Annotated in this window: 23 protein-coding genes; 9 read left to right on the forward strand and 14 right to left on the reverse strand. The window is 70.9% G+C overall.

Annotated elements, in window-relative coordinates:
• Positions 1-191 precede the first annotated feature (191 nt).
• The 6 genes from OG598_RS29655 to OG598_RS29680 form a co-directional block, all read right to left on the reverse strand.
• On the reverse strand, positions 192-1199 hold the full coding sequence (locus tag OG598_RS29655) for a LacI family DNA-binding transcriptional regulator (protein WP_328651999.1): 1008 nt from the start codon (positions 1197-1199) through the stop codon (positions 192-194).
• Between the two features lie 19 nt (positions 1200-1218).
• Positions 1219-2631 (reverse strand): GH1 family beta-glucosidase, encoded by a 1413-nt coding sequence (locus tag OG598_RS29660; RefSeq protein WP_328652000.1) that lies wholly within the window; start codon positions 2629-2631, stop codon positions 1219-1221.
• Positions 2628-3461: a carbohydrate ABC transporter permease gene (locus tag OG598_RS29665; protein ID WP_328652001.1), complete on the reverse strand. Its 834-nt coding sequence runs from the start codon at positions 3459-3461 to the stop codon at positions 2628-2630. The genes OG598_RS29660 and OG598_RS29665 overlap by 4 nt, the downstream gene beginning before the upstream one ends.
• On the reverse strand, positions 3458-4450 hold the full coding sequence (locus OG598_RS29670) for a carbohydrate ABC transporter permease (RefSeq protein WP_328652002.1): 993 nt from the start codon (positions 4448-4450) through the stop codon (positions 3458-3460). The genes OG598_RS29665 and OG598_RS29670 overlap by 4 nt, the downstream gene beginning before the upstream one ends.
• A gap of 73 nt (positions 4451-4523) precedes the next feature.
• Positions 4524-5828, reverse strand: a complete 1305-nt coding sequence (locus OG598_RS29675; protein ID WP_328652003.1) for an ABC transporter substrate-binding protein — start codon at positions 5826-5828, stop codon at positions 4524-4526.
• A 230-nt stretch (positions 5829-6058) separates the two neighbouring features.
• Complete coding sequence (locus OG598_RS29680; RefSeq protein WP_328652004.1) at positions 6059-6817, reverse strand: maleylpyruvate isomerase family mycothiol-dependent enzyme; 759 nt, start codon at positions 6815-6817, stop codon at positions 6059-6061.
• 115 nt (positions 6818-6932) lie between these two features.
• Here OG598_RS29680 and OG598_RS29685 point away from each other — a divergent pair, with 115 nt between their 5' ends.
• Complete coding sequence (locus OG598_RS29685) at positions 6933-7970, forward strand: UDP-N-acetylmuramate dehydrogenase (RefSeq protein ID WP_442931541.1); 1038 nt, start codon at positions 6933-6935, stop codon at positions 7968-7970.
• A gap of 165 nt (positions 7971-8135) precedes the next feature.
• On the opposite strand, the gene OG598_RS29690 is transcribed toward OG598_RS29685, so the two are convergent.
• Both OG598_RS29690 and OG598_RS29695 read right to left on the reverse strand, forming a co-directional pair.
• Positions 8136-8924 carry a class I SAM-dependent methyltransferase gene (locus OG598_RS29690; protein WP_328652006.1) on the reverse strand — a complete coding sequence of 263 codons (789 nt, stop codon included), beginning with the start codon at positions 8922-8924 and terminating at the stop codon, positions 8136-8138.
• Between the two features lie 72 nt (positions 8925-8996).
• On the reverse strand, positions 8997-9758 hold the full coding sequence (locus tag OG598_RS29695) for an SDR family oxidoreductase (protein ID WP_328652007.1): 762 nt from the start codon (positions 9756-9758) through the stop codon (positions 8997-8999).
• Between the two features lie 205 nt (positions 9759-9963).
• On the opposite strand from OG598_RS29695, the gene mshA reads away from it, so the two are divergent.
• From mshA to OG598_RS29710, 3 genes are all read left to right on the forward strand, one after another.
• Positions 9964-11328 carry a D-inositol-3-phosphate glycosyltransferase gene (gene mshA / locus OG598_RS29700; protein WP_328652008.1) on the forward strand — a complete coding sequence of 455 codons (1365 nt, stop codon included), beginning with the start codon at positions 9964-9966 and terminating at the stop codon, positions 11326-11328.
• Positions 11329-11385: 57 nt separating this feature from the next.
• On the forward strand, positions 11386-11901 hold the full coding sequence (locus OG598_RS29705) for a YbjN domain-containing protein (RefSeq protein WP_112605262.1): 516 nt from the start codon (positions 11386-11388) through the stop codon (positions 11899-11901).
• 439 nt (positions 11902-12340) lie between these two features.
• A complete protein-coding gene (locus OG598_RS29710; protein WP_328655475.1) occupies positions 12341-13294 on the forward strand; it encodes a hypothetical protein in 954 nt (317 codons plus the stop codon).
• 366 nt (positions 13295-13660) lie between these two features.
• Here OG598_RS29710 and OG598_RS29715 read toward each other — a convergent pair whose 3' ends face one another.
• On the reverse strand, positions 13661-14956 hold the full coding sequence (locus tag OG598_RS29715) for an MFS transporter (protein ID WP_328652009.1): 1296 nt from the start codon (positions 14954-14956) through the stop codon (positions 13661-13663).
• Positions 14957-15031: 75 nt separating this feature from the next.
• Positions 15032-16312, reverse strand: coding sequence for an MDR family MFS transporter (locus OG598_RS29720; RefSeq protein WP_328652010.1), 1281 nt, complete (start codon positions 16310-16312; stop codon positions 15032-15034).
• 152 nt (positions 16313-16464) lie between these two features.
• Here OG598_RS29720 and OG598_RS29725 point away from each other — a divergent pair, with 152 nt between their 5' ends.
• Entirely contained in the window at positions 16465-17232 is a 768-nt protein-coding gene (locus OG598_RS29725) for a phosphoglyceromutase (RefSeq protein WP_196919940.1), read from the forward strand.
• A gap of 65 nt (positions 17233-17297) precedes the next feature.
• Here OG598_RS29725 and phoU read toward each other — a convergent pair whose 3' ends face one another.
• Positions 17298-17951, reverse strand: a complete 654-nt coding sequence (phoU, locus tag OG598_RS29730) for a phosphate signaling complex protein PhoU (RefSeq protein ID WP_328652011.1) — start codon at positions 17949-17951, stop codon at positions 17298-17300.
• Between the two features lie 204 nt (positions 17952-18155).
• On the opposite strand from phoU, the gene OG598_RS29735 reads away from it, so the two are divergent.
• Together OG598_RS29735 and OG598_RS29740 are read left to right on the forward strand one after the other, a co-directional pair.
• Positions 18156-19439, forward strand: a complete 1284-nt coding sequence (locus OG598_RS29735; RefSeq protein ID WP_328652012.1) for a sensor histidine kinase — start codon at positions 18156-18158, stop codon at positions 19437-19439.
• Between the two features lie 24 nt (positions 19440-19463).
• The gene (locus tag OG598_RS29740; protein WP_030329696.1) at positions 19464-20147 is read left to right on the forward strand and encodes a response regulator transcription factor; all 684 of its coding nucleotides are present in this window, start codon (positions 19464-19466) and stop codon (positions 20145-20147) included.
• A gap of 465 nt (positions 20148-20612) precedes the next feature.
• Here OG598_RS29740 and OG598_RS29745 read toward each other — a convergent pair whose 3' ends face one another.
• Positions 20613-21410, reverse strand: coding sequence for a hypothetical protein (locus OG598_RS29745; RefSeq protein ID WP_328655476.1), 798 nt, complete (start codon positions 21408-21410; stop codon positions 20613-20615).
• 80 nt (positions 21411-21490) lie between these two features.
• Here OG598_RS29745 and OG598_RS29750 point away from each other — a divergent pair, with 80 nt between their 5' ends.
• Positions 21491-22435, forward strand: coding sequence for a Ppx/GppA phosphatase family protein (locus OG598_RS29750; RefSeq protein WP_328652013.1), 945 nt, complete (start codon positions 21491-21493; stop codon positions 22433-22435).
• Positions 22436-22510: 75 nt separating this feature from the next.
• Positions 22511-23317 (forward strand): sugar phosphate isomerase/epimerase family protein, encoded by an 807-nt coding sequence (locus OG598_RS29755; RefSeq protein WP_328652014.1) that lies wholly within the window; start codon positions 22511-22513, stop codon positions 23315-23317.
• A gap of 31 nt (positions 23318-23348) precedes the next feature.
• Here the strand turns inward: OG598_RS29755 and OG598_RS29760 are convergent, their stop codons facing one another.
• Together OG598_RS29760 and OG598_RS29765 are read right to left on the reverse strand one after the other, a co-directional pair.
• Complete coding sequence (locus tag OG598_RS29760; protein WP_328652015.1) at positions 23349-23936, reverse strand: CGNR zinc finger domain-containing protein; 588 nt, start codon at positions 23934-23936, stop codon at positions 23349-23351.
• An 18-nt stretch (positions 23937-23954) separates the two neighbouring features.
• Positions 23955-25121 carry a glutathionylspermidine synthase family protein gene (locus tag OG598_RS29765; RefSeq protein ID WP_328652016.1) on the reverse strand — a complete coding sequence of 389 codons (1167 nt, stop codon included), beginning with the start codon at positions 25119-25121 and terminating at the stop codon, positions 23955-23957.
• Position 25122: the final 1 nt, after the last annotated feature.

Below are 25122 nucleotides of genomic sequence, written 5' to 3' on the forward strand. Positions count from 1 at the left end.
ACCATGTGCTCCCGCAGCCTGCGACCGACCTACAGGCAGCAACTTCAGGGAAGTAGTGGCCTCCGTGCGCCGGGGAGGCCACTACTTCCCTGAAGTTGTGCGGATCTTGCGGGGCGGGGCGGGGCGGGGCGGATCTTGCGGGGCGGACCGGACCGCCGGGCGGGCGCCGCGCGGCGGGCGTGGGCCGCGTGTCAGGCGGAGGCGCGGCGGATCAGCTCCGTGGGGAGCATGATCGCCTGCTCGATGCTCTCCCCGGCGGCCAGCCGGAGCAGTTGGCGGGTCATCCGGCGGCCGAGTTCCACGATCGGCTGCCGGACGGTGGTCAGCGGCGGCTCGGTGTAGGCGGCGGTCTCGATGTCGTCGAAGCCGACCACCGCCACGTCGTCGGGCACCCGCCGACCAGCCTCGCGCAGCGTCCGCAGGGCGGCGTGCGCCATCAGATCGGAGGCGGCGAAGACGCCGTCGAGGTCGGGATGCTCGGCGAGCAGGCGGCGCATCGCCGCCGAGCCGGACTCCCGGGTGAAGTCACCGATGGCGATCAGCTCGGGAAGCCCCGCGTCGGCGACGGTGCTGCGGTAGCCGCTGAGCCGTTCGATCCCGGCGACCATGTCCTGTGGCCCGGCGATGGTCGCGATCCGTCGACGACCGCTGTCGATCATGTGCCGAACGGCCTCGGTCACCCCGCCCACGTGGTCGACGTCGACGTACGGGACGGGCACGTCGCCGAGCGGGCGGCCGCTGACCACCACCGGGATGCCGAGTCGGGCCAGCGTGCCGGGCAGCGGGTCGGCACCGTGCAGCGACGCGAAGAGCACGCCGTCGACGTGCCGGCCGGTGGTGTACCGCTCGACCCGGTGGTGCCCGGCCGGCGAGCCGGCGAGCATCAGCACCAGTTGCTTGTCGGCCGCCTCCAACTCCTGGCTGACGCCCCGGATGATGCCGGGGAAGACCTGGTCGTCGGAGAAGACCCGGGTGGCCGCCTCGGGCATGACCAGGGCGATCGAGTCGGTGCGCTGGGTGACCAGGCTGCGGGCCGCCAGGTTGGGGACGTACCCCAATTCGGCGACCGCCCGGGTGACCGCCTCGCGGATCGGCTCGGCGACGGTGGTGGAGCCGTTGACCACCCGGGAAACGGTGGCGCGGGACACCCCGGCCCGCGCTGCCACCGCTTCGAGCGTCGGCCGCTGCGCCGTCGTCATCGCGCTTTCCCCCCGCTCGTCACAGCCCGTTCCGGGAGATCACCTCCTGGTACCACCGGGCGCTGGCCTTCGGTGTGCGCCGCTGGGTCAGGTAGTCGACGTGCACGATCCCGAACCGCTTGCGGTAACCCTCCGCCCACTCGAAGTTGTCCAGGAATGACCATACGAGATAACCGCGCAGGTCCACGCCCCGGGAGATCGCCTCGTGCGCCGCACGGAGGTGCCCGTCGAGGTAGGCGATGCGATCGGCGTCGATCACCTGCGTCGGGCCGTCGGGCGAGTCGGCGCCGGGCTTGTCGGGGAACGCCCCACCGTTCTCGGTGATCAGCAGCGGCACACCTGGGTAGTCGGCGGCGATCCGCTCCAGCAGCCGGGTGAGCCCGGCCGGTTCGATCATCCAACCCATGTCGGTGAGCGGCCCGGCCGGCGGCAGGAAGTGCACGGCGCCCTCGGTGCCCGGGTACGCGCCGTCGCCGGCGCCGTCGGGCCGACCGGCCACGTAACTCGGGGCGTAGTAGTTGATGCCGAGCAGGTCGATCGGGGCGGCGATCACCTTCTCGTCGCCGTCGCGGATGAACGTCGGCTCGACGATCCGGGACACGTGCTCGCGGACGTCGTCCGGGTAGCCGCCGGCCAGCAGTGGATCGAGGAAGATCCGGTTGTGCAGGCCGTCGACCAGGCGGACCGCGGCGGCGTCGGCAGCGCTCTGCGGGTCGGCCGGGCGTACGTCGGCCGGGTTGACGGTGACGCCCACGCTGCGCGCGCCGGCCGCCCGCAACGCCCGCGCCGCCAGGCCGTGCCCCAACAGCAGATGGTGTACGGCGGTGAAGGCCGCCGCCGGATCCTGCTCGCCCGGAGCGTGCAGGCCGTTGGCGTAACCGAGGTAGGCCGAGCACCACGGTTCGTTGAGCGTGGTCCACACGTCGATCCGGTCGCCGAGGCGGGCGTACACCGCCGTGGCGTAGGTGGCGAAGTGTTCGGCGGTGTCCCGGTTGGTCCAACCGCCCCGGTCGCCCAGGGCCTGCGGCAGGTCCCAGTGGTAGAGGGTGACGATCGGGTCGATTCCCCGGTCGAGCAGCGTGTCGGTGAGCCGGTCGTAGAAGTCCAGCCCACGGGGGTTGGCGGGGCCGGTGCCGTCGGGCTGGATCCGCGGCCAGGCGACCGAGAACCGGTACGCCCGCAGGCCCAGCTCGGCCATCAGCGCCACGTCGTCGGCGTACCGGTGGTAGTGGTCGCAGGCGACGTCGCCGGTGTGGCCCTGGTACACCTTGCCCGGCGTACGGCTGAAGGTGTCCCAGATGGACGGACCGCGGCCGTCGTCGCGGGCCGCACCCTCGATCTGGTACGCGGCGGTGGCCGCCCCCCAGAGGAAGTGTTCGGGGAACCGGATCTCGTTGCCGGGCCGGTTGGTTGGCTCGCTCCGCTCGTTCACGCCTTGACCGCACCTTCCATGATTCCGCCGATGATCTGCCGGCCGAACAACACGAAGACCAGTAGCAGGGGCAGCGTCGCGATGGCCGTTCCGGTGAACACCTGCGACATGTCCTGGTAGTACCCGTCCGACAGTGCTCGTAGGGACAGCTGCACTGTCGGATTCGCCGGATCGTTCAATACAGCGTACGGCCAGAGGAAGTCGTTCCAGGTGGTCATGAAGGTGAGCAGACCGAGGACGGCGGCGGCGGGACGCAGGGCTGGCAGCACGACGTGCCACCAGATCCGGGCGGTGCCACAGCCGTCCATCCGGGCGGCCTCGATCAGTTCGTCGCTGATGGCCTGGCCGGCGTACTGCCGCATCATGAACACCCCGAACCCGGTGACCAGCACCGGGACGATGACCGCCGGCAGCCGGTCGTTCCACTGCAGCTTGGTCATGAGCAGGTAGAGCGGGATCACGCCGAGCTGCGTCGGCACCATCATGGTCGCGATGATCACCAGCAGCAGGGCGTTGCGGCCGCGGAACCTGAGTTTGGCGAAGGCGAACCCGGCCAGGCTGGAGAAGAACACGACGGAGACGGTGACCGTGGTGGCCACGATCGCCGAGTTGATCAGGCCGGTCAGGAAGTACGCGTCGGTGTTGTCGAACAGGCGGGCGATGTTGGCGCCCAGGTTGCCGCCGGGGGTGACCGGGGGTGGCAGTTGGCCCATCGCGTCGTTGCTGCGGCTGGCGACGACGAACATCCACCAGATCGGGAAGACCGACAGGCCGGCGGCGACGACCAGGGCGAGGTAGGTGAGCGGGCTGGCCCGCCAGAGCCGGCTCATCGAGCCGCTCCCTTCTGCTGTCGGTTCCCGCCGCCGAGTCGGCGCAGGAGCAGCACGTTGACCGCCGCGACGATCGCGATGAGCGCGAAGAGCAGCCAGGCCACGGCCGAGCCGTACCCGAAGTTGTAGTGCGGGGCGAAGGCGTTCTCGAACATGTACATGGTCAGGGTCTGCGACTCGCGCAGCGGTCCGCCTCGGATCGGGTTGGTGCCGGAGTGGAACATCCGGGGCTCGGTGAAGAGTTGCAGGCCGCCGATGGTGGCGATGATGGCGCAGAAGATGATCGTCGGTTTGAGCAGCGGCACTGTGACCGACCAGAACTGTCGGGCCCGGTTGGCGCCGTCGATCGCCGCCGCCTCGTACAGGTCGCGGGGGATGGCCTGCATCGCGGCCAGCAGGATCAGCGCGTTGTAGCCGGTCCACCGCCAGTCGACCATGGCGGAGATGGCCACCCAGGAGGCCAGCCGGTTGGACTTCCACTCGATCGCGTCCATCCCGACCAGGTCGAGCAGCCAATTGATCATGCCGAATTCGCGGCCGAAGAGCACCCCGAACACGATCGCCACCGCGGCGGTGGACGTGACATTGGGGACGAGCACCGCCATTCGCCAACCGGTGCGCGCCCGCAGGCCGCGGTTGAGCAGGTTGGCCAGCCAGAGCGCGGCGAGCAACTGGGGCACTGTCGAGATGACGAAGATCCCCAGCGTGTTGACGAGCGCGTGCCAGAAGTCGGCGTCGGCCAGCAGCCTTGTGTAGTTCTCCGCGCCGACGAAGGGATGGTCGGCTCCGAGCAGGTCCCAGTCGTGCAGCGAGACCCAGAAGGTGTACGCCAGCGGGTACGCCCCGAAGACGCCGAAGATCAGGAAGAACGGGGCGATGTAGAGGTACGGCGAGAAGCGGGTGTCGAGCCGGCTCAGCCGACCCGAGGATTGGCGGTGGTTACCGGTTGCCGGTGTGGCCGGCGGGTGGGCGTCGAGCTGGACGGTCATGCCCGAGAACTCCTTTCCGTCGTGCGGGCGGGACCTCTGCGCCGAGGCCCGCCCGCACGCTCGCTCGCTCGGGCTACTTGGCGGCGGCCTTCTTCGCGTTGGCCACCGCGTCGGTCCAGCCCTGCGCGGGGCTGCGCTGACCCAGCTCCACGGTCCGTACGGCGTTCTCCACCTCGGTCCGTACGGCCTGGTTCTTCGGGCCCATGTAGACCGGCTTCAGGCTCTTCGCGCCGGTGCCGAAGATGGCGCCGACCGGTGCCCCCGAGAAGTACGCGTTGGTCGCGCCGGTGATCGCCGGGTCGTCGAGCGCCTGCGGCGAGGAGGGCAGCGGGCCCTTGGCCTTGAACGCCCCGATCTGCCCCTTGGCGCTGGTGAGGAACTTGGCCAGCTTGATCGCCTCGGCCTGGTGCTTGCTCTGCTTGGGCACGGCGAGGTGCGATCCACCCCAGTTGCCGCCGTTGCCCGGCACCTGGGCGATGTCCCACTTGCCCTGCGCGCCGGTGCCGGCGTTGGCCTCGATGACGCCGGTCATCCAGGCGGGGCAGGCGATGGTGGCGAACTTCGACTGCTTGAAGGCGGAGACCCACTCCTCCGACCAGGATCCGTACTTTCCGGAGAGGCCCGAGTCGATGATGTCCATTGTGGTGTCGTAGGCCTGGCGCACGGCCGGGTTGCTGTCGACCACCAAGTTCTCGCTGGTGTCGTAGTAGCTGTAGCCGCTGCCGTTGCCGGCCGTCTGCAGCAGGATCGTGTTGAACGTGTTGGTGGCCGCGTCGAGGAAGGACGCCCCGGTCTTGGCCGCGACGAACTTCTCACCAGTGGCGATGTAGTCCGACCAGGTCGGCCAGAGCTTCGAGACCGCGTCCCGCTCGGTGGGCAGGCCGGCCTTCTGGAAGAGGTCCTTGCGGTAGCACATGGCGATGCCACCCACGTCGGTGCCGAGACCGATGAGCTGCTTGCCGTCGGCGGTCAGACCGGCGTTCCACTTCCACTCCAGGAAGTTGCCCTTCAGGTCGGCGGCGCCGTGGTCCAGCAGGTTGACGAAGTTCGCCGGGTTGGCCTTGTACTCGACAAGCAGACCCTCCTCGATGGCCACCACGTCGCCGGCGCCCCGGCCGGCGGCGAGCCACTGGGTGAGCTTCGGCGAGTACTCGTCGAGGTTGGTGCCGGTGCCGCGCTCGACGATCTTCACGCCGGGGTTCGCGCTCATGTACTCCTGGTAGAGCTGCTCGTAGCCGAACTGGCCGAAGACGTCGACGGTCAGGGTGACCGGTCCGTCGCCCGGCTCGTCGCCGCCGCCGCAGCCAGCGGTGACGAGCAGGGCGGTGGCGGCGGCGAGGGCCACCGCGGCGAGGCGGCGGCGAGGGAAGACAGCCATGGGTTATCGACCTCTCTCAAGGCGGGCGGGTGATGGCGGATGGCTAAGAGAGCGCTCTCACGACAGGGTGGTGGGTCGCCATCCCACTGTCAAGAGAGCGCTCTCTCAGCGTTGTGGTCCCGTGATGAACGCCCGCCGCCGGTGCGGCGTCCGGCAGGCGGGGGAACCACCGACATCGACGAAGGGCGCCACCCCGGATGGGGTGACGCCCTTGTGTCGTGGTGGGTCGGTCAGTCGGTGCGCAGACCGTCCAACAGGGTGCGGTCACCGACGACGTCCAGCGTCTCGAAGCTCACCCGACCCCAGAGCGCCAGCAGCAGATCGCTCGCCGTGCCGCTGACCTGGGCGCGGGCGTGGTGATCGTCGTGGTCGAAGATGGTCGCCGTGTCGAGCAGCGCCACCCCCTCGCCGCGCAACCGCAGATACCACTCCTGGGCCGCATCGGTCGCGCAGAGCTGCACCACCCCGTGCCAGTCACCCGGCACCTGCCGCCGGCCCGCCGGCAGCCAGGTGTCCAGCACCTCACTCACCCCGTCGGCCGCGAGCTTGGCCTCCACCGGGTCACCGGCGCCGATGGCGAGCTGGGCGTCCCAACGGTGCACAGCCGTCTCGTGCGCCATCCGACGCGGCCAGAAACCGGCCCTCTTCGGCTGCGGGGCCCAGTTCCACGCCGGCGCCTCGGGGTCGAGCCCGTCGAAGACTGTCATCACCCGGTCGTAACCCTGCTGCCACAGCTGGAGCGCGTTCACGGCCGGGTCGGCCTCGATCTTCTCCCGCCGAGGCGGCTGGCTGGTCTGGCCGGAACCGGCGAACGACGAAACCCAGTGGTAGATGCCGGCCATGTGCAGTGTGAGGTCGTTGACCGTCCAGCCCGGACAGGACAGCACCGGTGTCTCCGGCGGCGCCTCGGCCACCGCTGCCGCGAAAGCCGGACCCTCCGTCCGGAGCGCCCCGATCCAGAAATCCTTGCTGCCCTGCAGTCTGCTCATCGCCATCCTCCCGGGGGTGCCGGGCGACCAGTTGGGTGCCACGGCTACTTGTCAGCCTAAGGTGAAAGGCGTGCCAGACGCCTCCGCCCAGCCGACAACCGACGCCGATCGTGCCATCCCCGGTCCACTCGCCGGCCACACCACCCTGCAAACGGGTGGGCCGGCCGAGCGGATCGTGGCCGCCGGCAGTGCCGACGAGCTCGTCCAGGCGGTACGCGCCGCGGCGGAGCCGGTCCTGATCCTGGCCGGGGGCAGCAACGTGGTGATCGGCGACGCCGGCTTCCCCGGCACCGTCGTGCTGGTGCGCTCCCGTGGCATGCGGGTCATCTCCGAGGACGCCACCTCGGTCACCGTACGGGTCGACGCCGGCGAGCCGTGGGACGACCTGGTCGCCGCCACCGTCGCCAACGGCTGGGCCGGGCTCGAATGCCTCTCCGGCATTCCCGGCTCGACCGGTGCCACCCCGATCCAGAACGTCGGCGCGTACGGCCAGGAGGTCGCCGAGACGATCACCGGCGTCGAGGTGTACGACCGGGTCGAGGGCACCCGCCAGGTCATCCCCGCCGCCGACTGCGGCTTCGCCTACCGGGGCAGCATCTTCAAGTACGTGGACCGCTGGGTGGTGCTCTCGGTCGACTTCCGACTCACCAGGTCTCCGCTCTCCGGGCCGGTGCGCTACGCGGAGCTGGCCCGAGCCCTCGGTGTCGAGGTGGGCGACCAGGTGCCGCTGGCCGACGCCCGAGCGGTCGTGCTGCGGCTGCGGGCGGGCAAGGGCATGGTGCTCGACGCCAACGACCCGGACACTCGCTCGGTCGGCTCCTTCTTCACCAACCCGGTGCTCGACCGCGCGACGTACGAACAGCTCCTGGAACGCTCCGCCGAGCTGGGCGACCCGCCCGCCTGGCCCGGGGCGGACGGGCTGGTCAAGGTGAGCGCCGCCTGGCTGATCGACAAGGCCGGCTTCGCCAAGGGCCACCCCGGCGAGGGTGGGGTGGCCATCTCCAGCAAGCACACCCTGGCCCTGACCAACCGCAGCGGCACCGCCCACACCGGCGACCTGCTCGCGTTGGCCGCCACCATCCGCGACCAGGTCCACGCCCGCTTCGGCGTAACCCTGCACCCCGAACCAGTCCTCATCAACTGCACCCTCTAACCCACCCCACCCCGCCCCCGCCGGCCCTTGTCGATCAAGGAGTTGTGGTGGGAGACATTTGCCCCTGCTGCGGCCAAAATGCCCACCACAACTTCAAGATCGACGGCGAGGGTGACGGGGCAGGGCGGGGCGGATGTGCGGGGTGGGGTCTGTGGGGTTTGTGGGTTAGGGGAGGGGCCAGGGGAGGGTTAGTTCGCCCTGGCGCCAGCGGGTCGGGTTGTCGAGGATGGGCCAGCCCGTTTCGCGGAGGCGGGTCACCGCGTGCAGCCAGCGTTGGCGGGGGCCGAAGGTGGCGTACGGTGCGGCGGCCTGCCAGGCGTCGTCCAGTGCGCGGATCAGCGCGTGCACCGGCTCACCGGGAACGTTGCGGTGGATCAGCGCCTTGGGTAGACGCTCGGCCAACTCGGCAGGGCTGCCCAGCGTGGTGAGCTTCGCGGCCACTGTGAGCGTCCGAGGGCCGTCGGCGTCGATCAGCAGCCAACTGGCGAGCCGCCCCAACTCGTCACACGTGCCCTCGACGAGCACTCCGCCGGGGGCGAGCGCGGCGGTCATCGTCTGCCAGGCTTCGGCCACCTCGCTCTCGTCGTACTGTCGCAGCACGTTGAACGCGCGGACCAGCACCGGCCGGAGCCCGGCCAACTCGAACCCACCCCGGGCGAACGTCAGCCCGGGTGGGTCGGCGGCCGACGCCGCGGCCGCCACCCGGGCCGCGTCGATCTCCAACCCGACCAGCCGTACGTCCGGACGGACCCCGGCCGCCAGTCGAGCGCGCAACTCCACAGCGGTCACCGGGGTGGCGCCGTAGCCGAGGTCGACCACCAGGGGGTCGTCCGCCGCCAACAGCCGGTCGGCGCAGGTGGCGACGATCCAGTTGTCCACCCGACGGAGCCGGTTCGGGTTCGTCGTGCCGCGCGTGACCACGCCGACCGGCCGCCGCCGTGCCGCAGGGCTCATGTCGACCTCAAGGCCAATCTCCGTTCGCGGCTGCGGGGCTCGCAGACCCGGCTCACTCCTCGCGCAGCACTGCTAGACCCGGTGCACCTTGTGCTGGGCGGCCTGTGCCCGGGGCCGGACCACCAGCCGGTCGATGTTGACGTGCTCGGGGCGGGTCGCGCACCAGGCGATGCAGTCGGCGACGTCCTCGGCGACCAGCGGCCCCGGCACCCCGGCGTAGACGGCGGCGGCCCGTTCCGCGTCGCCCTCGAAGCGGACCAGCCCGAACTCGTCGGTCTTCACCATGCCCGGGTCGATCTCGATGACCCGCAGCGGCCGGCCACACAGTTCCAGGCGGAGCGTGCCGGCGATGGCGGTCTGCGCGTGCTTCGCGGCGGTGTAGCCGCCCCCGCCCTCGTACACGGTCAATCCGGCGGTGGAGGAGACCACCACGACGGTGCCGGAGCCGGAGGCCTCCAGCGCCGGCAGGAGCGCCTGGGTGACCCGCAGGGTGCCGAGCACGTTCACGTCGTACATCCACTGCCAGTCGGCGACCGAGCCGGACTCCACCGGGTCCAGCCCGCGCGCTCCGCCGGCGTTGTTGACCAGGAGCGCGACCGGCCCGGGTGCCTGGGCGGCGGCCTCGGCCAGCCGGGCCACCGACTCGTCCGAGGTGACGTCGCAGGTCACGGCGGTGGCCTGCCCGCCGGCGGCGGTGATCTCGGCGACCAGCTCGGTGAGCCGTTCGGCGCGGCGGGCGGCGGCGAGCACGTGGAAGCCCTCGGCGGCGAGTCGGCGGGCGGTGGCCGCGCCGATCCCGCTGGACGCTCCGGTGACGATGGCGACTGAGGTCATCCCGACATTGTCACAGCGGGCGTACGACCCGCCCCGACCGGGCGTAGGGCAGCCATCGGCGGGCGTTCGGTGATGAGGTCCGTCACGCCGAGGGGCCGCGCCGGGGAATTTCCGAAGCCCGATGGGGAAGATGACATCCGGCGTACAGGTTGACCGAGAAGCGCCGGTCGTGCGAGACGGCATCAACCGTGAAGAAGGAGCGGATGTGGCGGATATGCACACCGGTGTCGGGCGTCAGCGAGGTGCCCGACCGTGGCCCCGGCCTCGCCGCATCGCCACCCTGTCGGTACACACCTCCCCCCTGCACCAGCCCGGCACGGGTGATGCCGGCGGAATGAACGTCTACATCCTCGAAGTCGCCAGGCGTCTCGCCGAGGCCAACGTGGAGGTGGAGATCTTCACCCGGGCCACCTCCGGTGACCTCCCCCCGGTGGTCGAGATGGCGCCCGGAGTGCAGGTCCGACACATCACCTCCGGCCCCCTGGAGGGCCTCACCAAGGAGGAGCTGCCCGGTCAGCTCTGTGCCTTCACCGCGGGGGTGCTGCGCGCCGAGGCGTCCCGTCCGCCCGGCCACTACGACCTGATCCACTCCCACTACTGGCTCTCCGGCCAGGTCGGTTGGCTGGCCAAGGAGCGCTGGGGGGTGCCGCTGGTGCACACCGCGCACACCCTCGCGAAGGTCAAGAACGCCCAACTCGCGGCCGGGGACCGGCCGGAGCCCAAGGCCCGGGTCATCGGCGAGGAACAGGTCGTCGCCGAGGCGGACCGGCTGGTCGCCAACACCCGGTTCGAGGCCAGCGACCTGCTCGACCGGTACGACGCCGACCCGACCCGCGTGTCCGTCGTGCAGCCGGGCGTCGACCTGGCCCGGTTCCGGCCCGCGCCGGGTGACAGGTCCGCGGCCGGCCGCCAGGCCCGTCGCCGGCTGGGGCTTCCCGTCGACGGGTACGTGGTTGCCTTCGTCGGTCGGATCCAGCCACTCAAGGCCCCCGACGTGCTGATTCGCGCGATTGCCGCGTTGCGGGAGCGGGATCCGGCGCTGGCCGACCAGGTGACGGTGGTGATCTGCGGCGGGCCCAGCGGCAGTGGGCTGGACCGGCCGACCGCCCTGATCGAGTTGGCCGCCAAGCTCGGGGTCAGCGACGGGGTGCGGTTCCTGCCGCCGCTCACCGGGGACGACCTTCCGGCCCTGTACCGGGCGGCGGACCTGGTCGCGGTGCCGTCGCACAACGAATCGTTCGGGCTTGTCGCCCTGGAGGCGCAGGCCTGCGGTACGCCGGTGCTGGCCGCCGCCGTCGGAGGGCTGGTCACCGCCGTCCGCGACCAGGTCAGTGGCGTACTGATCGACGGTCACGACCCGGTTGACTGGGCCCGTGCGATGGGCAGCCTGCTGCCGAACCGGGCGCTGCGGTCGGTGCTGGCCCGAGGCGCCGAGCAGCACGCTCGGCACTTCTCCTGGGACCGTACGGTCGCCGGTCTGCTCGGGGTCTACGGCGAGGCGATCGCCGGGCAGCGCGCCCGGCTCGCGGCCGACCTCGCGGGCGGCCCGGCGCTCTCCTGCTCCTGGTGACCCGGGGGCCCGGTTGTCACCCGGTGCGCGAGCCGGGTCGGTCGTAGAGTGGGTCCGGTGAGCCCGAAGAGCGATCTTGCGACCCTGATCGAGTCGGTCTGCGCCGAGCGGGACCTGGCCTGGGAGTCGACCGGCCCCGGCTCGTACGCGGTGACGCTGCCGGGCACCCACAAGCTCAAGACGATCTGCAACCTGATCGTCGGCGAGCACGCGCTGCGGATCGAGGCGTTCGTGATGCGCCAGCCGGACGAGCGCCGCGAGGAGCTGTGGGCCTGGCTGTTGCAGCGCAACGCCCGGATGTACGGCGTCTCCTTCTCCACCGACGCGGTCGGCGACGTGTACCTGACCGGTCGGGTCAACCCGGCCGGCGTGGACGCCGACGAGTTGGACCGACTGTTCGGCGCGGTGCTCACGTACGCCGACGAGTCGTTCGACACGATGCTGGAGATCGGCTTCGGCAGTTCGATCCGGCGCGAGTACGAGTGGCGGGTGAAGCGGGGCGAGTCGACAGCCAACCTGGCCGCCTTCGCCCACCTCTTCGAGCCTTCCGGCGCCGGCCCCGACCCGACCTGACCCACCAGCCCGCGCCCGGGGCCCCGCGCCCGGGACCGCCTCCCCTGATCGTGCTCGAACGAGGAAGTGGTGGTGTCGCCGCAGCGGCGTCACCACTCGATCCTGGATGCAGCACGACCATGGCGAGTTGACTGTGGTTCGGAGTGCTCCTGACGGGTATGCCGCACCGCGCGGTGCGGCAAGGGACCCCCGCGCGCCGATGACGGAGTGCCAAGGAGCGGAGCGTCCCATGGCTCAGCGGAACAGCTCAGGTCGCGGCGCGACTGCGACCAGGACGAAGCGACAGGCCGGCAACCAGACGCCGGGTACGCCCGGAGTCTCCGAGTCGGAGATTTCCCGGATGCGGGTGGACGACATCCGCGGACAGTTGCGCAAACGCGGGGTCTCCGGGATCTCCGCATTGCGCAAGCCCGAGCTGGTGAAACAGCTGGTGCGCTCGATGCGCTCCGGCGCGGGTCGGAGCAGCACCGGCCCCTCGGGCCGGGCCGCCGGCACCAGGGCGTCGGCGGGTCGTGCCGCCGCCACCAAGAAGTCGGCGGCCAGGCCGGCGTCGAGCCGCGCGAAGGCCGCGCCGGCGAACAAGAGCGCGCCCGCGAAGCGGGCCGCCGCAACGAAGGCGACCGCCGGGCGGAAGTCGACGGCGGCGGCGAAGAAGGCGCCGGCGAAGAAGGCGACCGCCGCGAAGAGGACCACGGCGGCGACGTCGACGGCCGCCCGCAGGACCACTGCCGCGAGCCGGACGACGGCCGCGAGCAGGACCGCCGCCGCCCGGAAGACCACGGCGGCCCGTAAGACAGCGACGGCGCGTACGGCGCCTGCGCGGAAGGCGCCGGCGAAGAAGGCGCCGGCACGACCGGCGGCGAAGCGTACGACGCCGGCCAAGAGCGCGGCGGCCAAGCGCACGACGGCGAAGCGCGCGGCACCGGCCAGGAGCGCGGCAGCCAAGCGCACGGCACCGGCCAAGAGCGCGGCGGCCAAGCGCACGTTGACGCCGTCGACCGGTGGCGGGACGGCGGTCGGCGGGATCCGGACCGGACGGGGTACGGGGCGGTCGGTCCGTAGCTCGCAGGTGATCTCGTCGCTCACGGACCGGCCGGAGCGGCCGGGACGGAGTTTGATCACGGCGAACCACGAGGTGATCCAGCGGTGGGCCCGGGAACGCGGGGCCAAACCGGCGACCATCGCCGGCACCGAGCGGGATGGCCGGGCGGGGGTGTTGACGTTCAACATTCCCGGATACCGGGAAAGCAGCCGGATCCGCGAGATCACCTGGGATGACTGGTTCTACACCTTTGACCTGCGGCGGCTGAACCTGATTTATCAGGAACAGTTGCGGAACGGCCGGCAGAGCAGCTTCTTCCGGACCGAGTCACCCGATCGGGAAGACGGTTGAGGTGTTTGCGGGAATGGCCGACGGGTACCCGGCTGTTGCCAACGGACGAGGCCGGAGCAGCGGATACTCGCCAGTTGTGACCGGCGAGACAGCCGTTCTGGGTTGAATCCAGAATCCGGGCGAACTAGCTTTATTGCACCGCGCCACGTTTGGAAACGTTCGGGGGAGCGGCGGATCGATCAGATCCGCGCACCAGACGAGGCGCGAGGGGACGGGTGGAATAACCGTTGGGGGACGGTTCCCACCTGTTTGGACCGGCGGCGTGAGCGGGCGATGCTTACGGGGGTGAGTGTTGCCCGCCGCCGCCGGCCCCACCGGCGGGCGCCCACCACGACCTTCAGGGACGTGGTGGGCGCTTTGCGTCGGTTATCCGGTCGGTACGCGGTCTGCCGGGGGTGTCCGCTCCCTGTCGACAACCCGGCGCAGCGCGGCGACGTGCCGCTCCCGGGGTGGTCCGGCGAGCAGGTGCCCGAGCGCGGCCAGCAGACCCAGCCCGCCCACGATCAGCCAGTGCCGGTCGCCGAGGTGCTGGAGGCTCACGCCTCCGAGAGTGGGCGCGACGAACGCCGCGGCGGGGAACGTCAGGTAGAAGACCGACTGGTAACGCGCTCGTAGCTGCGGTGGCGCCAGGTCCGCGTTGATCTGCGCGTTGGGCGGGGCGGCGAGCATCGAGCCGACCGTCCAGACCACTGCGGCACCCAGGTAGATGGCCAGTTCGTCGGCGATGGCGAGCGCCCCGAAACCGAGCGCGAGCAGCGCCGTGGAGGCCGCCAGCACGACGTCCTTACGGTGCCTGTCGATCAGCCGGGGCACGAACAACTGCCCGACCACGATCAGCGCGCCGCCGAGCGCCACCACCACCCCGTACGCCGACGGGCCCAGGCCGTCCGCGCGCATGGCCAGCGGCATGATGGTCGACGTCTGCATGGTGAGTACGGCCAGCACGAAGGTGAGCCCGACGAAGATCAGGAAGGTGCGGTCGGTGAGCGCGGTGTGCAGGCCCGGCCGACGGGTCCGGACGGATGTCGGTGCCGCGCCCGTGGCGGGCGCTGGGCCGGCCGCTGGCCGGGCCAGCCGCAGGGTTTCGGGCACCTTCCAGGCGATCACGGCAGCGGCGGTCAGTGTGGCGCCCGCGTCGACCAGGAACAGCGCGGTGAAGCTCGCCTCGGCCAGCACCCCGGCGAGCAGCGAGGCGACAGCCATGCCCAGGTTGAACGCCCAGAACTGAAGGTTGAACGCCCGCGAGCGGCGCTCGGCGGGCACCACGTCGACGATCGCCGCCACGAACGCCGGGCTGGGCATCGAGTGGACCACGCCGATCAGCGCGGACAGCACCGCGATCAGCAGCAGGGGTCGGGTGAAGGCGAGCGCCATCATCAGGCCGACAGTGGCCAGGTGCGCGGCGAGCAGGGTCGCCCGGCGTCCCCACCGGTCGGCGAGCACCCCGCCGAGCAGGACGCCGGCCGCTCCGCCGGCCCCGTACGCGCCGACCACTGTGCCGGCCAGAGCTTCGCTCGCGCCGCGTACGTCGGTGAGGTAGAGCGAGAGGAACAGCATGGCGAACGCGCCGGCCCGGTTTATCAGCAGGCCGGCCCAGAGGTACCAGAAGGTGGCGGGTAGTCCGCCTGCGGTTTCGTGCCACCAGCGCCGCAGGGCGTGCACCCGACCTCCCGACAGTTCAGGTTGTTAACTGTTTCCACCTGCACAGTAGGAACTGCGGCACCGCCGCGCCACTCATTACGCCTCGGCGGGCTGTGGCGCACGTGACCCGGTGGCCGGTGCCAGTGCCTCACCGGAGCGGCGCAGCGCGGCCGCACGCCGTTCCCGGGCCGGCCCCGACACCAGGTGGGCCACCGCGGTCAGGAGGCCGAGGGCGGCGCAGCCGTACCAGAGGGTGTCGTTGCCGGCGTGCTCGCGCACCAGGCCACCGAGGATCGGCGCGCTGGCCCCGGCGATCTGCCACGAGAGGGAGAACACGCCCTGGTAGCGACCGCGCAGCTCGGCCGGGGAGAGTTCGGCGATCAGCGTGGAGTTGGAGGGCGAGTTCAGCATCTCGCCGACCGTCCAGATCAGCACTGTCAGCCCGTAGAACCAGGGGGTGCCGGCGAAAGCGGTCAGCCCGAACCCCACGCCCATCACCACGGACGCCAGCGCGAGCACGTGCGAGCGGCTCCGACCCCGGATCAGTCGGGGCACGAAGAGTTGGCCGACCACGATGAGGATGCCGTTGAGCGCGATCACCGAGCCGTAGGTGGCGGGGCTCAGACCGTCGTCGCCCATCGCGATCGGCAGCATCGAGATGTGCTGGAGGAACACCAGCGCGGCGAACAGGTTGAGTGCCACGAATCCGAGGTAGACCCGGTCGGTGAGGATCGTGCGCAGCGCGCCGCGCGGAGCCGCTGCCGCAGTGACGGCGGTGGCGGGGCCGGCCTGTCGGGTCTCCGGCACCTTGCTGAAGATGATCAGCGCGGTGATCAGCATCGTGGCCGCGTCGACCACGAACAGCAGCAGGTAGTCGGCCTGTGCGGCGAGGCCGGCGAGGACGGCGGCGCAGGCGAAGCCCAGGTTGATCGCCCAGTAGTTGAGCGAGAAGGCGCGCAGCCGGTCCTTCGCCGGCACCACGTCGATCATCATCGCCCCGAACGCGGGCCGGGCCGCCTCGGCGAACATGCCGAGCAGCAGCGCGCCCAGCGCCACCGCCCAGAGATCCCGGGCCAGCCCGAGCCCGAGCATCATGGCCGCAGCGCCCACGTGGGCGGTGAGCAGCGTCGGCCGGCGGCCCCACCGGTCGGCCAGAGTGCCGCCGGCGGTGGTGCCGAACGCCCCGCCAACGCCCCACAGGCCGATCACCAGGCCGGCCTGCGAGGCCGAGAAGCCACGTTCCTGGGTCAGGTAGATGGCGAGGAAGACGAGGACGAACGAGCCGAGTCGGTTGATCAGGGTGCCCGACCACAGGTACCAGAAGGTGGTCGGTAGGCCGCCGGTGGTGTCCCGGAACCAACTCCGCATCGTCCGCATATGGCGCCCCGCTTGCAAGTAATGACCGATGTGACTGGTGTGCCTTACAACCCTAGTGGCGGCCGGATCCGCTGGTCATCAGCTTTTTCACGTGGTGGTCGTCACGACGGCTGCCCGCGTGTCCGCCGGGCGGTTGAGGCAGGATGATCCGCATGACTGCGAGCGAAGGGCCCACCGTCGGGACGCTGGTCCTGCTGCGACACGGTGAGAGCGACTGGAATGCCAAGAACCTCTTCACCGGCTGGGTGGACGTCGACCTGACCGAGAAGGGCGAGGGCGAGGCGCGGCGCGGCGGCGAGTTGATGCGCGAGCACAGCCTGCTGCCGGACGTCGTGCACACCAGCGTGATGCGCCGTGCGATCCGCACCGCCGAGCTGGCGCTCAACGCCGCCGACCGGCACTGGATCGCCGTGCGCCGGTCGTGGCGGCTCAACGAGCGCCACTACGGCGCCCTGCAGGGCAAGAACAAGAAGCAGACCCTCGACGAGTACGGCGAGGAGCAGTTCATGCTCTGGCGCCGGTCGTACGACACCCCACCGCCGCCCATCGACGACAACGACGAGTGGTCGCAGGTGGGTGACCCGCGCTACGCGCTGCTGCCGACCGAGCTGATGCCGCGCACCGAGTGCCTCAAGGACGTCGTCGAGCGGATGCTGCCCTACTGGTACGACTCGATCGTGCCGGACATCCTGGCCGGCCGGACGGTGCTGGTGGCCGCGCACGGCAACTCGCTGCGCGCCCTCGTCAAGCACCTCGACCAGATCTCCGACGAGGCGATCGCCAAGCTGAACATCCCGACGGGCATCCCGCTGCGCTACGACCTCGACCCGCAGCTGCGCCCGCTCACTCTGGGCGGCACCTACCTCGACCCGACCGCCGCGAAGGCGGCCGCCGCGGCGGTGGCCAACCAGGGGCGCTGAGCCACCAGAAAGGGGCCCCTCGTCATCGCGGAGAAGCGATGGCGAGGGGCCCCTTTGCGTGCCGGTCAGTTACCGCTGGGGGAGCTCTCCCCGGTGATCAGGTAGATCACGTGCTCGCCGGCGTTGACCGCGTGGTCGGCGAAGCGCTCGTAGAAGCGGCCCAGCAGGGTGGCGTCGATAGCCGTCTCCACCCCGTACGGCCAGTCGTCGCCGAGCAGCACGGCGAACAGGTTCTTGTGCAGCTCGTCCATGGCGTCGTCGTCGCGGTCCAGTTCGCCGGCGAGGTCGGCGTCGGGCTTCGCCAGCACCGAACCGATCTTCACGGCCATCCGGTCGGCGATCTCGGACATCTCGGTGAAGACCGTCCGCAGCTCGGCCGGGACGGCGGGAGAGGGGTGCCGGCGCAGGGCGGTCTTCGCCACGTGCTCGGCGAGGTCGCCCATCCGCTCCAGATCAGCGGCCACGTGCAGCGCGGTGATCATCGCCCGGAGGTCGGAGGCGACCGGCGCCTGTCGGGCGAGCAGGTCACAGACCCGCTCCTCGACGTGCCGGTAGAGGTCGTCGATCTCGGCGTCCCGCTCGATGACCGTCTCGGCGGCCTGCCGGTCGGCGGTGAGCAGGGCCCGGGTGGCCTGGCGCATGGCGGCGCGGACGCCCTCCGCCATGTCCACCAGCAGTTGGCTGACGATCTGGAGGTCGGCCCGGAACTCGTCGCGCATCATCACGTCCTGTGGTCGGTCGCCGCCGACGGGTGCCGGCGCAGGGGGTTGAGCAGGTGCGACGCCAACGGTAGGGCGCGTGGACGGATCCCGGATGAACCACGGTGAACGACGCCAGACGTGGGGGTGAACACTTCCGTAAGTGAGGGTAGTTCGTCCCGTTCTGTGTGGTAGCCAGGTTAACAATGACCCTACGATCGCCGGGTGGAGTGGGCTGTGGCGGTCGTGGTGGCCCTGGCGTTGGTGGCCGGGATGGCCGCCGGTCTGCTGCTGCCCCGGTTCCTGCCGAGGCGGGACGGTCACTCCACGTCGAAGGGGAGCGTCAGCTTCCGCTGGAGCAGGGGGAGGCCCGCGATAGCCGACGAGCAGCAGGCCGGGCTCGGCCGCCGGACGATCGACTCACTCCGGGCCGGTGTCGTGGTTCTGGACAACGACGACGTCCCCGTGCTCATCAACCCGGCCGCCCGCGCGATGGGACTGCTGCGTACCGGCAGCACCCCCGGCTCAATCGCCGCGCATCCGCTGATCCGTACCCTTGCCGGCCAGGTGCGACGCACCGGCGTGCGACGCGAGATCGAGCTGGACCTGCCCAGAGGTCGCGACAGTGCGGGGGAGAACCCGCTGGGCGTGCACCTGCGGGCGATGGGTCTCGGCAACGGCTTCATCGCTGTCGAGGCGGTCGACGTGACCGAGTCGCACCGGCTGACCCGGGTACGACGCGACTTCGTGGCCAACGTGAGCCACGAGCTGAAGACGCCGATCGGGGCCCTGCAACTGCTCGCCGAGGCGTTGCTGGACGCGACCGAGCCGGCCGACGCCGCGGCACCCGACCTCTCCGAGGATCTGGTGGCCGCCCGCCGGTTCGCCGAACGGATCCAGCACGAGTCGACCCGGTTGGGTCGGCTGGTGCAGGAGTTGCTGGAGCTGACCCGGTTGCAGGGGGCTGAGCCGCAGCCGCCACCCGAGCCGGTCGCGCTGGACTGGGTGATCGCCGAGGTGGTCGACCGGACCCGCACCACTGCCTCCGCCCGGGGTGTGGCGGTGACAGTGGACGGGGCCCGTGGTCTCACCGCGTACGGCAGCGACTCCCAACTCGCCACGGCGGTGGCGAACCTGGTGGAGAACGCCATCAACTACTCAGGCGAGGACACCACGGTGCGGGTGACCCTCCGCGGCGACGACGAGCACGTCGAGGTCGCCGTCGCCGACCAGGGCATCGGTATCGCCCCCACCGACGTGGACCGGATCTTCGAGCGGTTCTACCGGGCCGACCAGGCCCGCTCGCGTGCCACCGGCGGCACCGGGCTCGGCCTGGCGATCGTGAAACACATTGCGAGCAACCATGGCGGACGGGTCGAGGTGTCGAGCACTCTTGGTGGTGGATCGACGTTCACCCTCCGGCTGCCCGCCAGTCCACCGGACGACCTCCTGGCGACACTGCCGCCGGTTGGGATCGAGTCCGGTCCGACTGGGCTACGGCAGGTCTGACAGCAAATGGAAAGGAAATCCCCGTTGAGCCGCGTTCTGGTGGTCGAGGACGAGGAGTCGTTCTCCGACGCCTTGTCGTACATGCTCCGTAAGGAGGGCTTTGAGGTTTCGGTCGCCGCGACCGGCACCGACGCCCTCACCGAGTTCGACCGGACCGGCGCCGACATCGTGCTGCTCGACCTGATGTTGCCCGAGATGTCGGGGACCGAGGTCTGCCGGCAGTTGCGGCAGCGTTCCGCCGTGCCGATCATCATGGTCACCGCCCGGGACAGCGAGATCGACAAGGTGGTCGGGCTGGAGATCGGCGCCGACGACTACGTCACGAAGCCGTACTCGCCGCGGGAACTGGTCGCCCGGATCCGGGCGGTGCTGCGCCGGCAGAGCCCGGAGGTGGCCGAGGCGGGTGCGCCGACGCTGGCCGCTGGGCCGGTGCGGATGGACATCGAGCGGCACGTGGTGACCGTGGACGGCGGGGCCGTGCAGCTGCCGCTGAAGGAATTCGAACTGCTGGAGCTGCTGCTGCGCAACGCGGGCCGGGTGCTGACCCGCGGCCAGCTCATCGACCGGGTCTGGGGTGCCGACTACGTCGGTGACACCAAGACGCTGGACGTGCACGTCAAGCGGCTGCGCTCCAAGATCGAGCCGGAGCCGTCCGCGCCGCGCTTCATCGTGACCGTGCGGGGTCTGGGCTACAAGTTCGAGCCGTGATCGGCGTACCCGAAGGGGGTCTGCGTTCGACGCAGGCCCCCTTCGGCCTGTCCGCCCTTGAGCGGCGGGCCAGCTCCGAGAGTTGCGCCACCTGCGCGGCGGGGCGAGTCCGTTGCTGCGGCCCTTTGGAGCTGATGTCACAAACGAGTCATCCGCCGACGTCGTAGAGCTGGCGTCGTAGAGCTGGCGTCGTAGAGCTGGCGTCGTAGAGCTGGCGTCGTAGAGCTGACGTCGTAGAGCTGGCGTCGTAGAGCCGATGCCGTAAACGAGTCAGCTCCAAAGGCGTCCCGCCCGACGCACCGACTCTGTGCCCTAGGCCGTTGTGGCGTCGCTCTTCAGAAGAGCGAGCAGTGTGGCGTGGCGCCCGATGATCTCGTCGCGAAACCGCCGAAGTCCGCGGCGTCTCGCTGGGCCGGGTCGTTGTCGGCTGAATGCGTCATCGCCAGCAAATCGCTGCCGAGACCGCTAGACCTCGTCGGCGGGGTGCGGGGCGATCATGCCCTGCTTCGTTCTGGTCGCGCACAGCTCGGCCAGCCGCTCGTACGCGGCAGCGCCGATCAGGGCGGTCAGCTCCGGGGAGTACGACAGGTACATCGGCTCGGTGCCGACGTGCGCGTCCGTCGAAGAGGTGCACCACCAGTCCAGGTCGTGCCCGCCCGCTCCCCAACCCCGCCGGTCGAACTCGGACAGGGTGGAGACCAGCACCTTGCTGTTGTCCGGTCGTTTCACCCAGTCCTGATCGCGGCGGATCGGCAGCTGCCAACAGACGTCCGGCTTGTATTCCAACGGGTGCACCCCGTCGCGCAGCGCCTGGGCGTGCAGGGCGCAACCGCCACCGCCGGCGAAGTCGGCGTCGTTGAGGAACACACACGGACCGTCGGGGCCCTGCGTGGCGGTGCGGCGGGCCGGGGTCTTGCCGTCGATGGTGTCCTCGTCGGTCCAGTTCTTGAACCCGCGCCGGAAATGCTGCCAGGTCGACGGGGCGAGTCGCCGGACGGCGTTGCGAACCCGCTTCTCGTCGTCCGAGTCGGTGAAGAACGCCCCGTGCGAGCAGCAACCGTCGGCAGCCCGGCCGGCGATGATGCCGTGGCAGCCCTTGCCGAAGATGCAGGTCCAGCGGGAGAGCAGCCAGGTCAGGTCGGCCCGGATCAGGTGCGTCTCGTCGGCCGGGTCGGTGAACTCGATCCACTCCCGAGGGAAGTCCAAAGGCACCTCGCGACTGCGCGGGTCACCCGGGTCGTCCACCAGCACACGGAGCTCCATCGTCACTCGGCCCAGCGTACGCGCGGTGACGTCCGCAGGCCGGTGAGCCGCGCAAACGTGTTGCGCCTACTGTCTTCACCATGCGACTGGGTGTCCTCGACGTCGGATCCAACACGGTGCATCTCCTCGTGGTGGACGCGCACCACGGCGCGCACCCGTGGCCGGCGCACTCCGAGAAGGTGGTGCTCCGGCTGGCCGAGCAGATCGGCCCCGACGGCGCGCTGACCGAGGCGGGCGCAGACGGCCTGGTCAAGGCGGTGGGCATGGCCAAGGCGGCAGCCACCGGGTTGGCTGCCGACGACCTGATCGCTTTCGCCACGTCCGCGGTGCGCGACGCCACAAACGCGGCCGAGGTGCTGGCCCGGGTCCGGGACGAGACCGGCGTACGTCTGGCGGTGCTCTCCGGGGCGGACGAGGCGCGGATGACGTTCCTGGCCGTACGGCGGTGGTTCGGCTGGTCGGCGGGCCGGCTGCTGGTGCTCGACATCGGTGGCGGCTCGTTGGAGATCGCCGCCGGCATCGACGAGGACCCGGACGTCGCGGTCTCCCTGCCGCTCGGGGCCGGTCGGCTGACCCGCGAGCGGCTGGGGGTCGATCCGGCCAGTGCGGCCCCGCCGTCGGCGGAGGCCGTCGACAAGCTCCGGGAGTACGTGGACGGCCGGCTGGACAAGGTCGTCGACCAGATGACGGAGGTGGGCTGGGGTCGGGCGGTGGCCACCTCGAAGACGTTCCGCACCCTGGCCCGACTGGCCGGGGCGGCCCCGTCCGGTTCCGGGCTGTGGGTGCGACGCAGCCTGACCCGGGCCGGCTTGCGGCAGGTCATCGGTTTCATCCGACACATCCCACCGGCGCAGTTGATGGAGCTGGAGGGGGTCAGCACGGGTCGGGCCCACCAGTTGCTGGCCGGTGCCGTGGTCGCCGAGGCGGTGATGCGCCGCCTGGATCTGGACTCGCTGGACATCTGCCCGTGGGCACTGCGGGAGGGTGTCATCCTCCGCCGGCTCGATCAACTGGAGCCGATCTGATCGGGCGGCCGTTTTCGGTCGATTTGCCGGCGCTCGTCACGATGCCCCCGGCACTGCCGGGCTACGCTGGCTGATGTGACTTCCCGCGTTCCCGTGCTCCTGTCCAGCTCGTCGGTCTTTCCCGAGCCGACCGCGGCGGCGTTCCAACTGGCCTCGGCGCTCGGCTACGACGGCGTCGAGGTGATGGTCTGGACCGACGTTGTCAGCCAGGACGCGGGCGCGCTGCGCGGCCTCTCCACGCACTACGACGTGCCGGTGCTCTCGGTGCACGCGCCCTGCCTGCTGGTCACCCAGCGGGTGTGGAGCCCGGACCCGTGGGAGCGCCTGCGCAAGGCCGCCGAGCTGGCCGAGACGCTGGGCGCGCCGACAGTCGTGGTGCACCCACCGTTCACCTGGCAGCGCGACTACGCGCGCAACTTCGCCGAGGGTCTGGCCACCGTCGCGGACCGGTTCAGCGGGCTGCGCTTCGCTGTGGAGAACATGTACCCGGTGCGGATGGCGGGCCGGCAGTTCGTCCCGTACGTGCCCGGTTGGGACCCGACCGACGCCGGCTACCCGTCGTACACCCTGGATCTGTCGCACTGCGCGGCCTCGCACAGCGACCCCCTGGAGATGGCCGACCGGATGGGCGCCGGGCTGGCGCACGTGCACCTCGGCGACGGCACCGGCGAGGGCCGCGACGAGCACCTGGTGCCCGGGCGCGGCACCCAGCCCTGCGGGGAACTGCTCTCCTCGCTGGCCGGCCGGGGTTTCACCGGGGCGGTGGCGGTGGAGGTCGCCACCCGGGGCGCGAAGAGCCGCGCGGTGCGCGAGGCGGACCTGCGCGCCGCGCTGGAGTTCGCCCGCCAGCACCTGACCGCGTCGTCACCGGTCGACGCCTGACCCGTCCGCCCGAGACCGGGCGGTGGCGGTGTCAGCTGACCGCTGAGAGGGAATCGGCGGCGGACGTCGGCTGCGGGGCGACAGTCACCTGCTCGCCGACCGCCGCCCGCTTACGGGCCCGGTGCGCGGCGACGTGCGAGCGGGTGGCGCAGCGCTCCGAGCAGAACCGCCGGCAGCAGTTGGACGACGTGTCCAGGTAGACGTTGCCGCACCGCTCGTCGGCGCAGACCCCGAACCGGGCGCTGCCGTACTCGCAGAGCCAGACCGACAGCCCCCAGACCGCGCCGGCCAGGTACTCGGCACTGACCGAGGCGCCCCGACTGGTCACGTGCATGTGCCAGTCGCTGGAGTCGTGCCCGGAGATGCGCGGCTGCACCGGGAACGCCTCGAGCAGCGCGTTCAGCTCGGTGACCGCCTGGCCGTCCCGCCCCGAGGTGCCGTACTCGAAGACGTCGCGCAACCGTTTCTGCGCCCGGCGGAAAATGGCCACGTCCCGGTCCGCGACCTCGTCGCGCATCCAGGCGTTCTCGTCGGGGAAGAGGGCCCGCAGGTCGTCGAGGTCGTCCAGGCGGGCGTTGACCAGGTCAACGCCGGTCCGGGCGTACGCGTCGAAGTTCACGCCCCAACGGTAGACGACTCAGCGGGTGCGCGGCGCGTCGATGTAGTGCGGCAGGAACCGCGCGTAGCCGTCGGTGATCAGACTCGCGCTCTCCCGCACACCCACGCCGGCCGACTCGCCGTCGACGATCCAGCTGCCCAGCACCGTCCTGTTGCCATCGAACTGCGGCAACGCCCGGAACTCCTGGTAGCACCAGCCCTCGTCGCCGTAGATCCCCGGGTTGGTGATCTCCTCATCGGCGGTGACGATGCGTACCGATCCGCCCTCGCGGCCGAGCAGTGGCTTGGCGACGTACTCCGGCATGCCGCGCGGCGAGTCGAGGTACGCCGGGAGCAGGTACTCGTGGCCGGGGTACAGCTCCCAGAGGACCGCGAGCAGCGCCTTGTTGGAGAGCAGCAGTTTCCAGGCCGGCTCGATCCAGGTGGTCGGGGTGCCCGGGGCCAGGGCTGCCGGCCCGTACGGCTCGGCCAGCATCCACTCCCACGGGTAGAGCTTGAAGCAGGTGGTCACCGGGTTGTCGTCGGCGTCGACGAAGCGTCGGCCGTCCCAGCCGATCTCCTGGATGGGTTGGAGCTCGACGCTCAGGCCGGCCTGCCGGGCGGTCTCGGCGAGGTAGCCGGCGGTCATGTGGTCCTCGCCGGACTCCTCCTCGTTCGACCAGAGCACGTGCACCCGGGGGTCGTGCAGCCCTGCCCCGATCTTGGCCCAGGCGCCGACCAGCCGCTCGTGCAGGCTGTTCCACTGGTCCAGCTCCGGCCGGGTCTGCTCCAGCCAGTACCACTGGATGATGCTCGCCTCGACCAGCGCGGTGGGGGTGTCCGCGTTGTACTCCAACATCTTCGGCGGCCAGGTGCCGTCGTACGCCAGGTCGAAGCGCCCGTACAGGGTCGGTGGCGCCTCCCGCAGCGAACGGGCCACCGCCTCGGCCGCCCACTCCGGGATGCCGAACTCGGCGTACCGGCGCTGCGCCACCACGTGCTCGGCGGCGGCAACCGACATCCGGTGCAGCTCCTCGGTGGCCTCCTCCAGCCGCAGCACCTCGTCCAGGTCGAAGGCGTACGCGGCGGTCTCGTCCCAGTACGACATGATCCCGCCGTCGGGCAGCTCGGTGTCGACGTAGACCAGCCCCTGCGACCTGATGGTGGCGTCCCAGTCGGTGCGAGGCGTGACCGTCTCCCGGCGCACG

The sequence above is a fragment of the Micromonospora sp. NBC_00330 genome (assembly GCF_036136635.1).
GTDB lineage: Bacteria > Actinomycetota > Actinomycetes > Mycobacteriales > Micromonosporaceae > Micromonospora > Micromonospora salmantinae.

Bases quoted from the DNA above. Each gene is read 5' to 3' on its own strand.
- OG598_RS29655 (WP_328651999.1), bottom strand. From the start codon at position 1,199: ATGACGACGGCGCAGCGGCCGACGCTCGAAGCGGTGGCAGCGCGGGCC.
- OG598_RS29665 (WP_328652001.1), bottom strand. From the start codon at position 3,461: ATGAGCCGGCTCTGGCGGGCCAGCCCGCTCACCTACCTCGCCCTGGTC.
- OG598_RS29670 (WP_328652002.1), bottom strand. From the start codon at position 4,450: ATGACCGTCCAGCTCGACGCCCACCCGCCGGCCACACCGGCAACCGGT.
- OG598_RS29675 (WP_328652003.1), bottom strand. From the start codon at position 5,828: ATGGCTGTCTTCCCTCGCCGCCGCCTCGCCGCGGTGGCCCTCGCCGCC.
- OG598_RS29680 (WP_328652004.1), bottom strand. From the start codon at position 6,817: ATGAGCAGACTGCAGGGCAGCAAGGATTTCTGGATCGGGGCGCTCCGG.
- OG598_RS29690 (WP_328652006.1), bottom strand. From the start codon at position 8,924: ATGAGCCCTGCGGCACGGCGGCGGCCGGTCGGCGTGGTCACGCGCGGC.
- OG598_RS29695 (WP_328652007.1), bottom strand. From the start codon at position 9,758: ATGACCTCAGTCGCCATCGTCACCGGAGCGTCCAGCGGGATCGGCGCG.
- OG598_RS29710 (WP_328655475.1), top strand. From the start codon at position 12,341: ATGCGCTCCGGCGCGGGTCGGAGCAGCACCGGCCCCTCGGGCCGGGCC.
- OG598_RS29720 (WP_328652010.1), bottom strand. From the start codon at position 16,312: ATGCGGACGATGCGGAGTTGGTTCCGGGACACCACCGGCGGCCTACCG.
- OG598_RS29725 (WP_196919940.1), top strand. From the start codon at position 16,465: ATGACTGCGAGCGAAGGGCCCACCGTCGGGACGCTGGTCCTGCTGCGA.
- phoU (WP_328652011.1), bottom strand. From the start codon at position 17,951: ATGCGCGACGAGTTCCGGGCCGACCTCCAGATCGTCAGCCAACTGCTG.
- OG598_RS29745 (WP_328655476.1), bottom strand. From the start codon at position 21,410: ATGGAGCTCCGTGTGCTGGTGGACGACCCGGGTGACCCGCGCAGTCGC.
- OG598_RS29750 (WP_328652013.1), top strand. From the start codon at position 21,491: ATGCGACTGGGTGTCCTCGACGTCGGATCCAACACGGTGCATCTCCTC.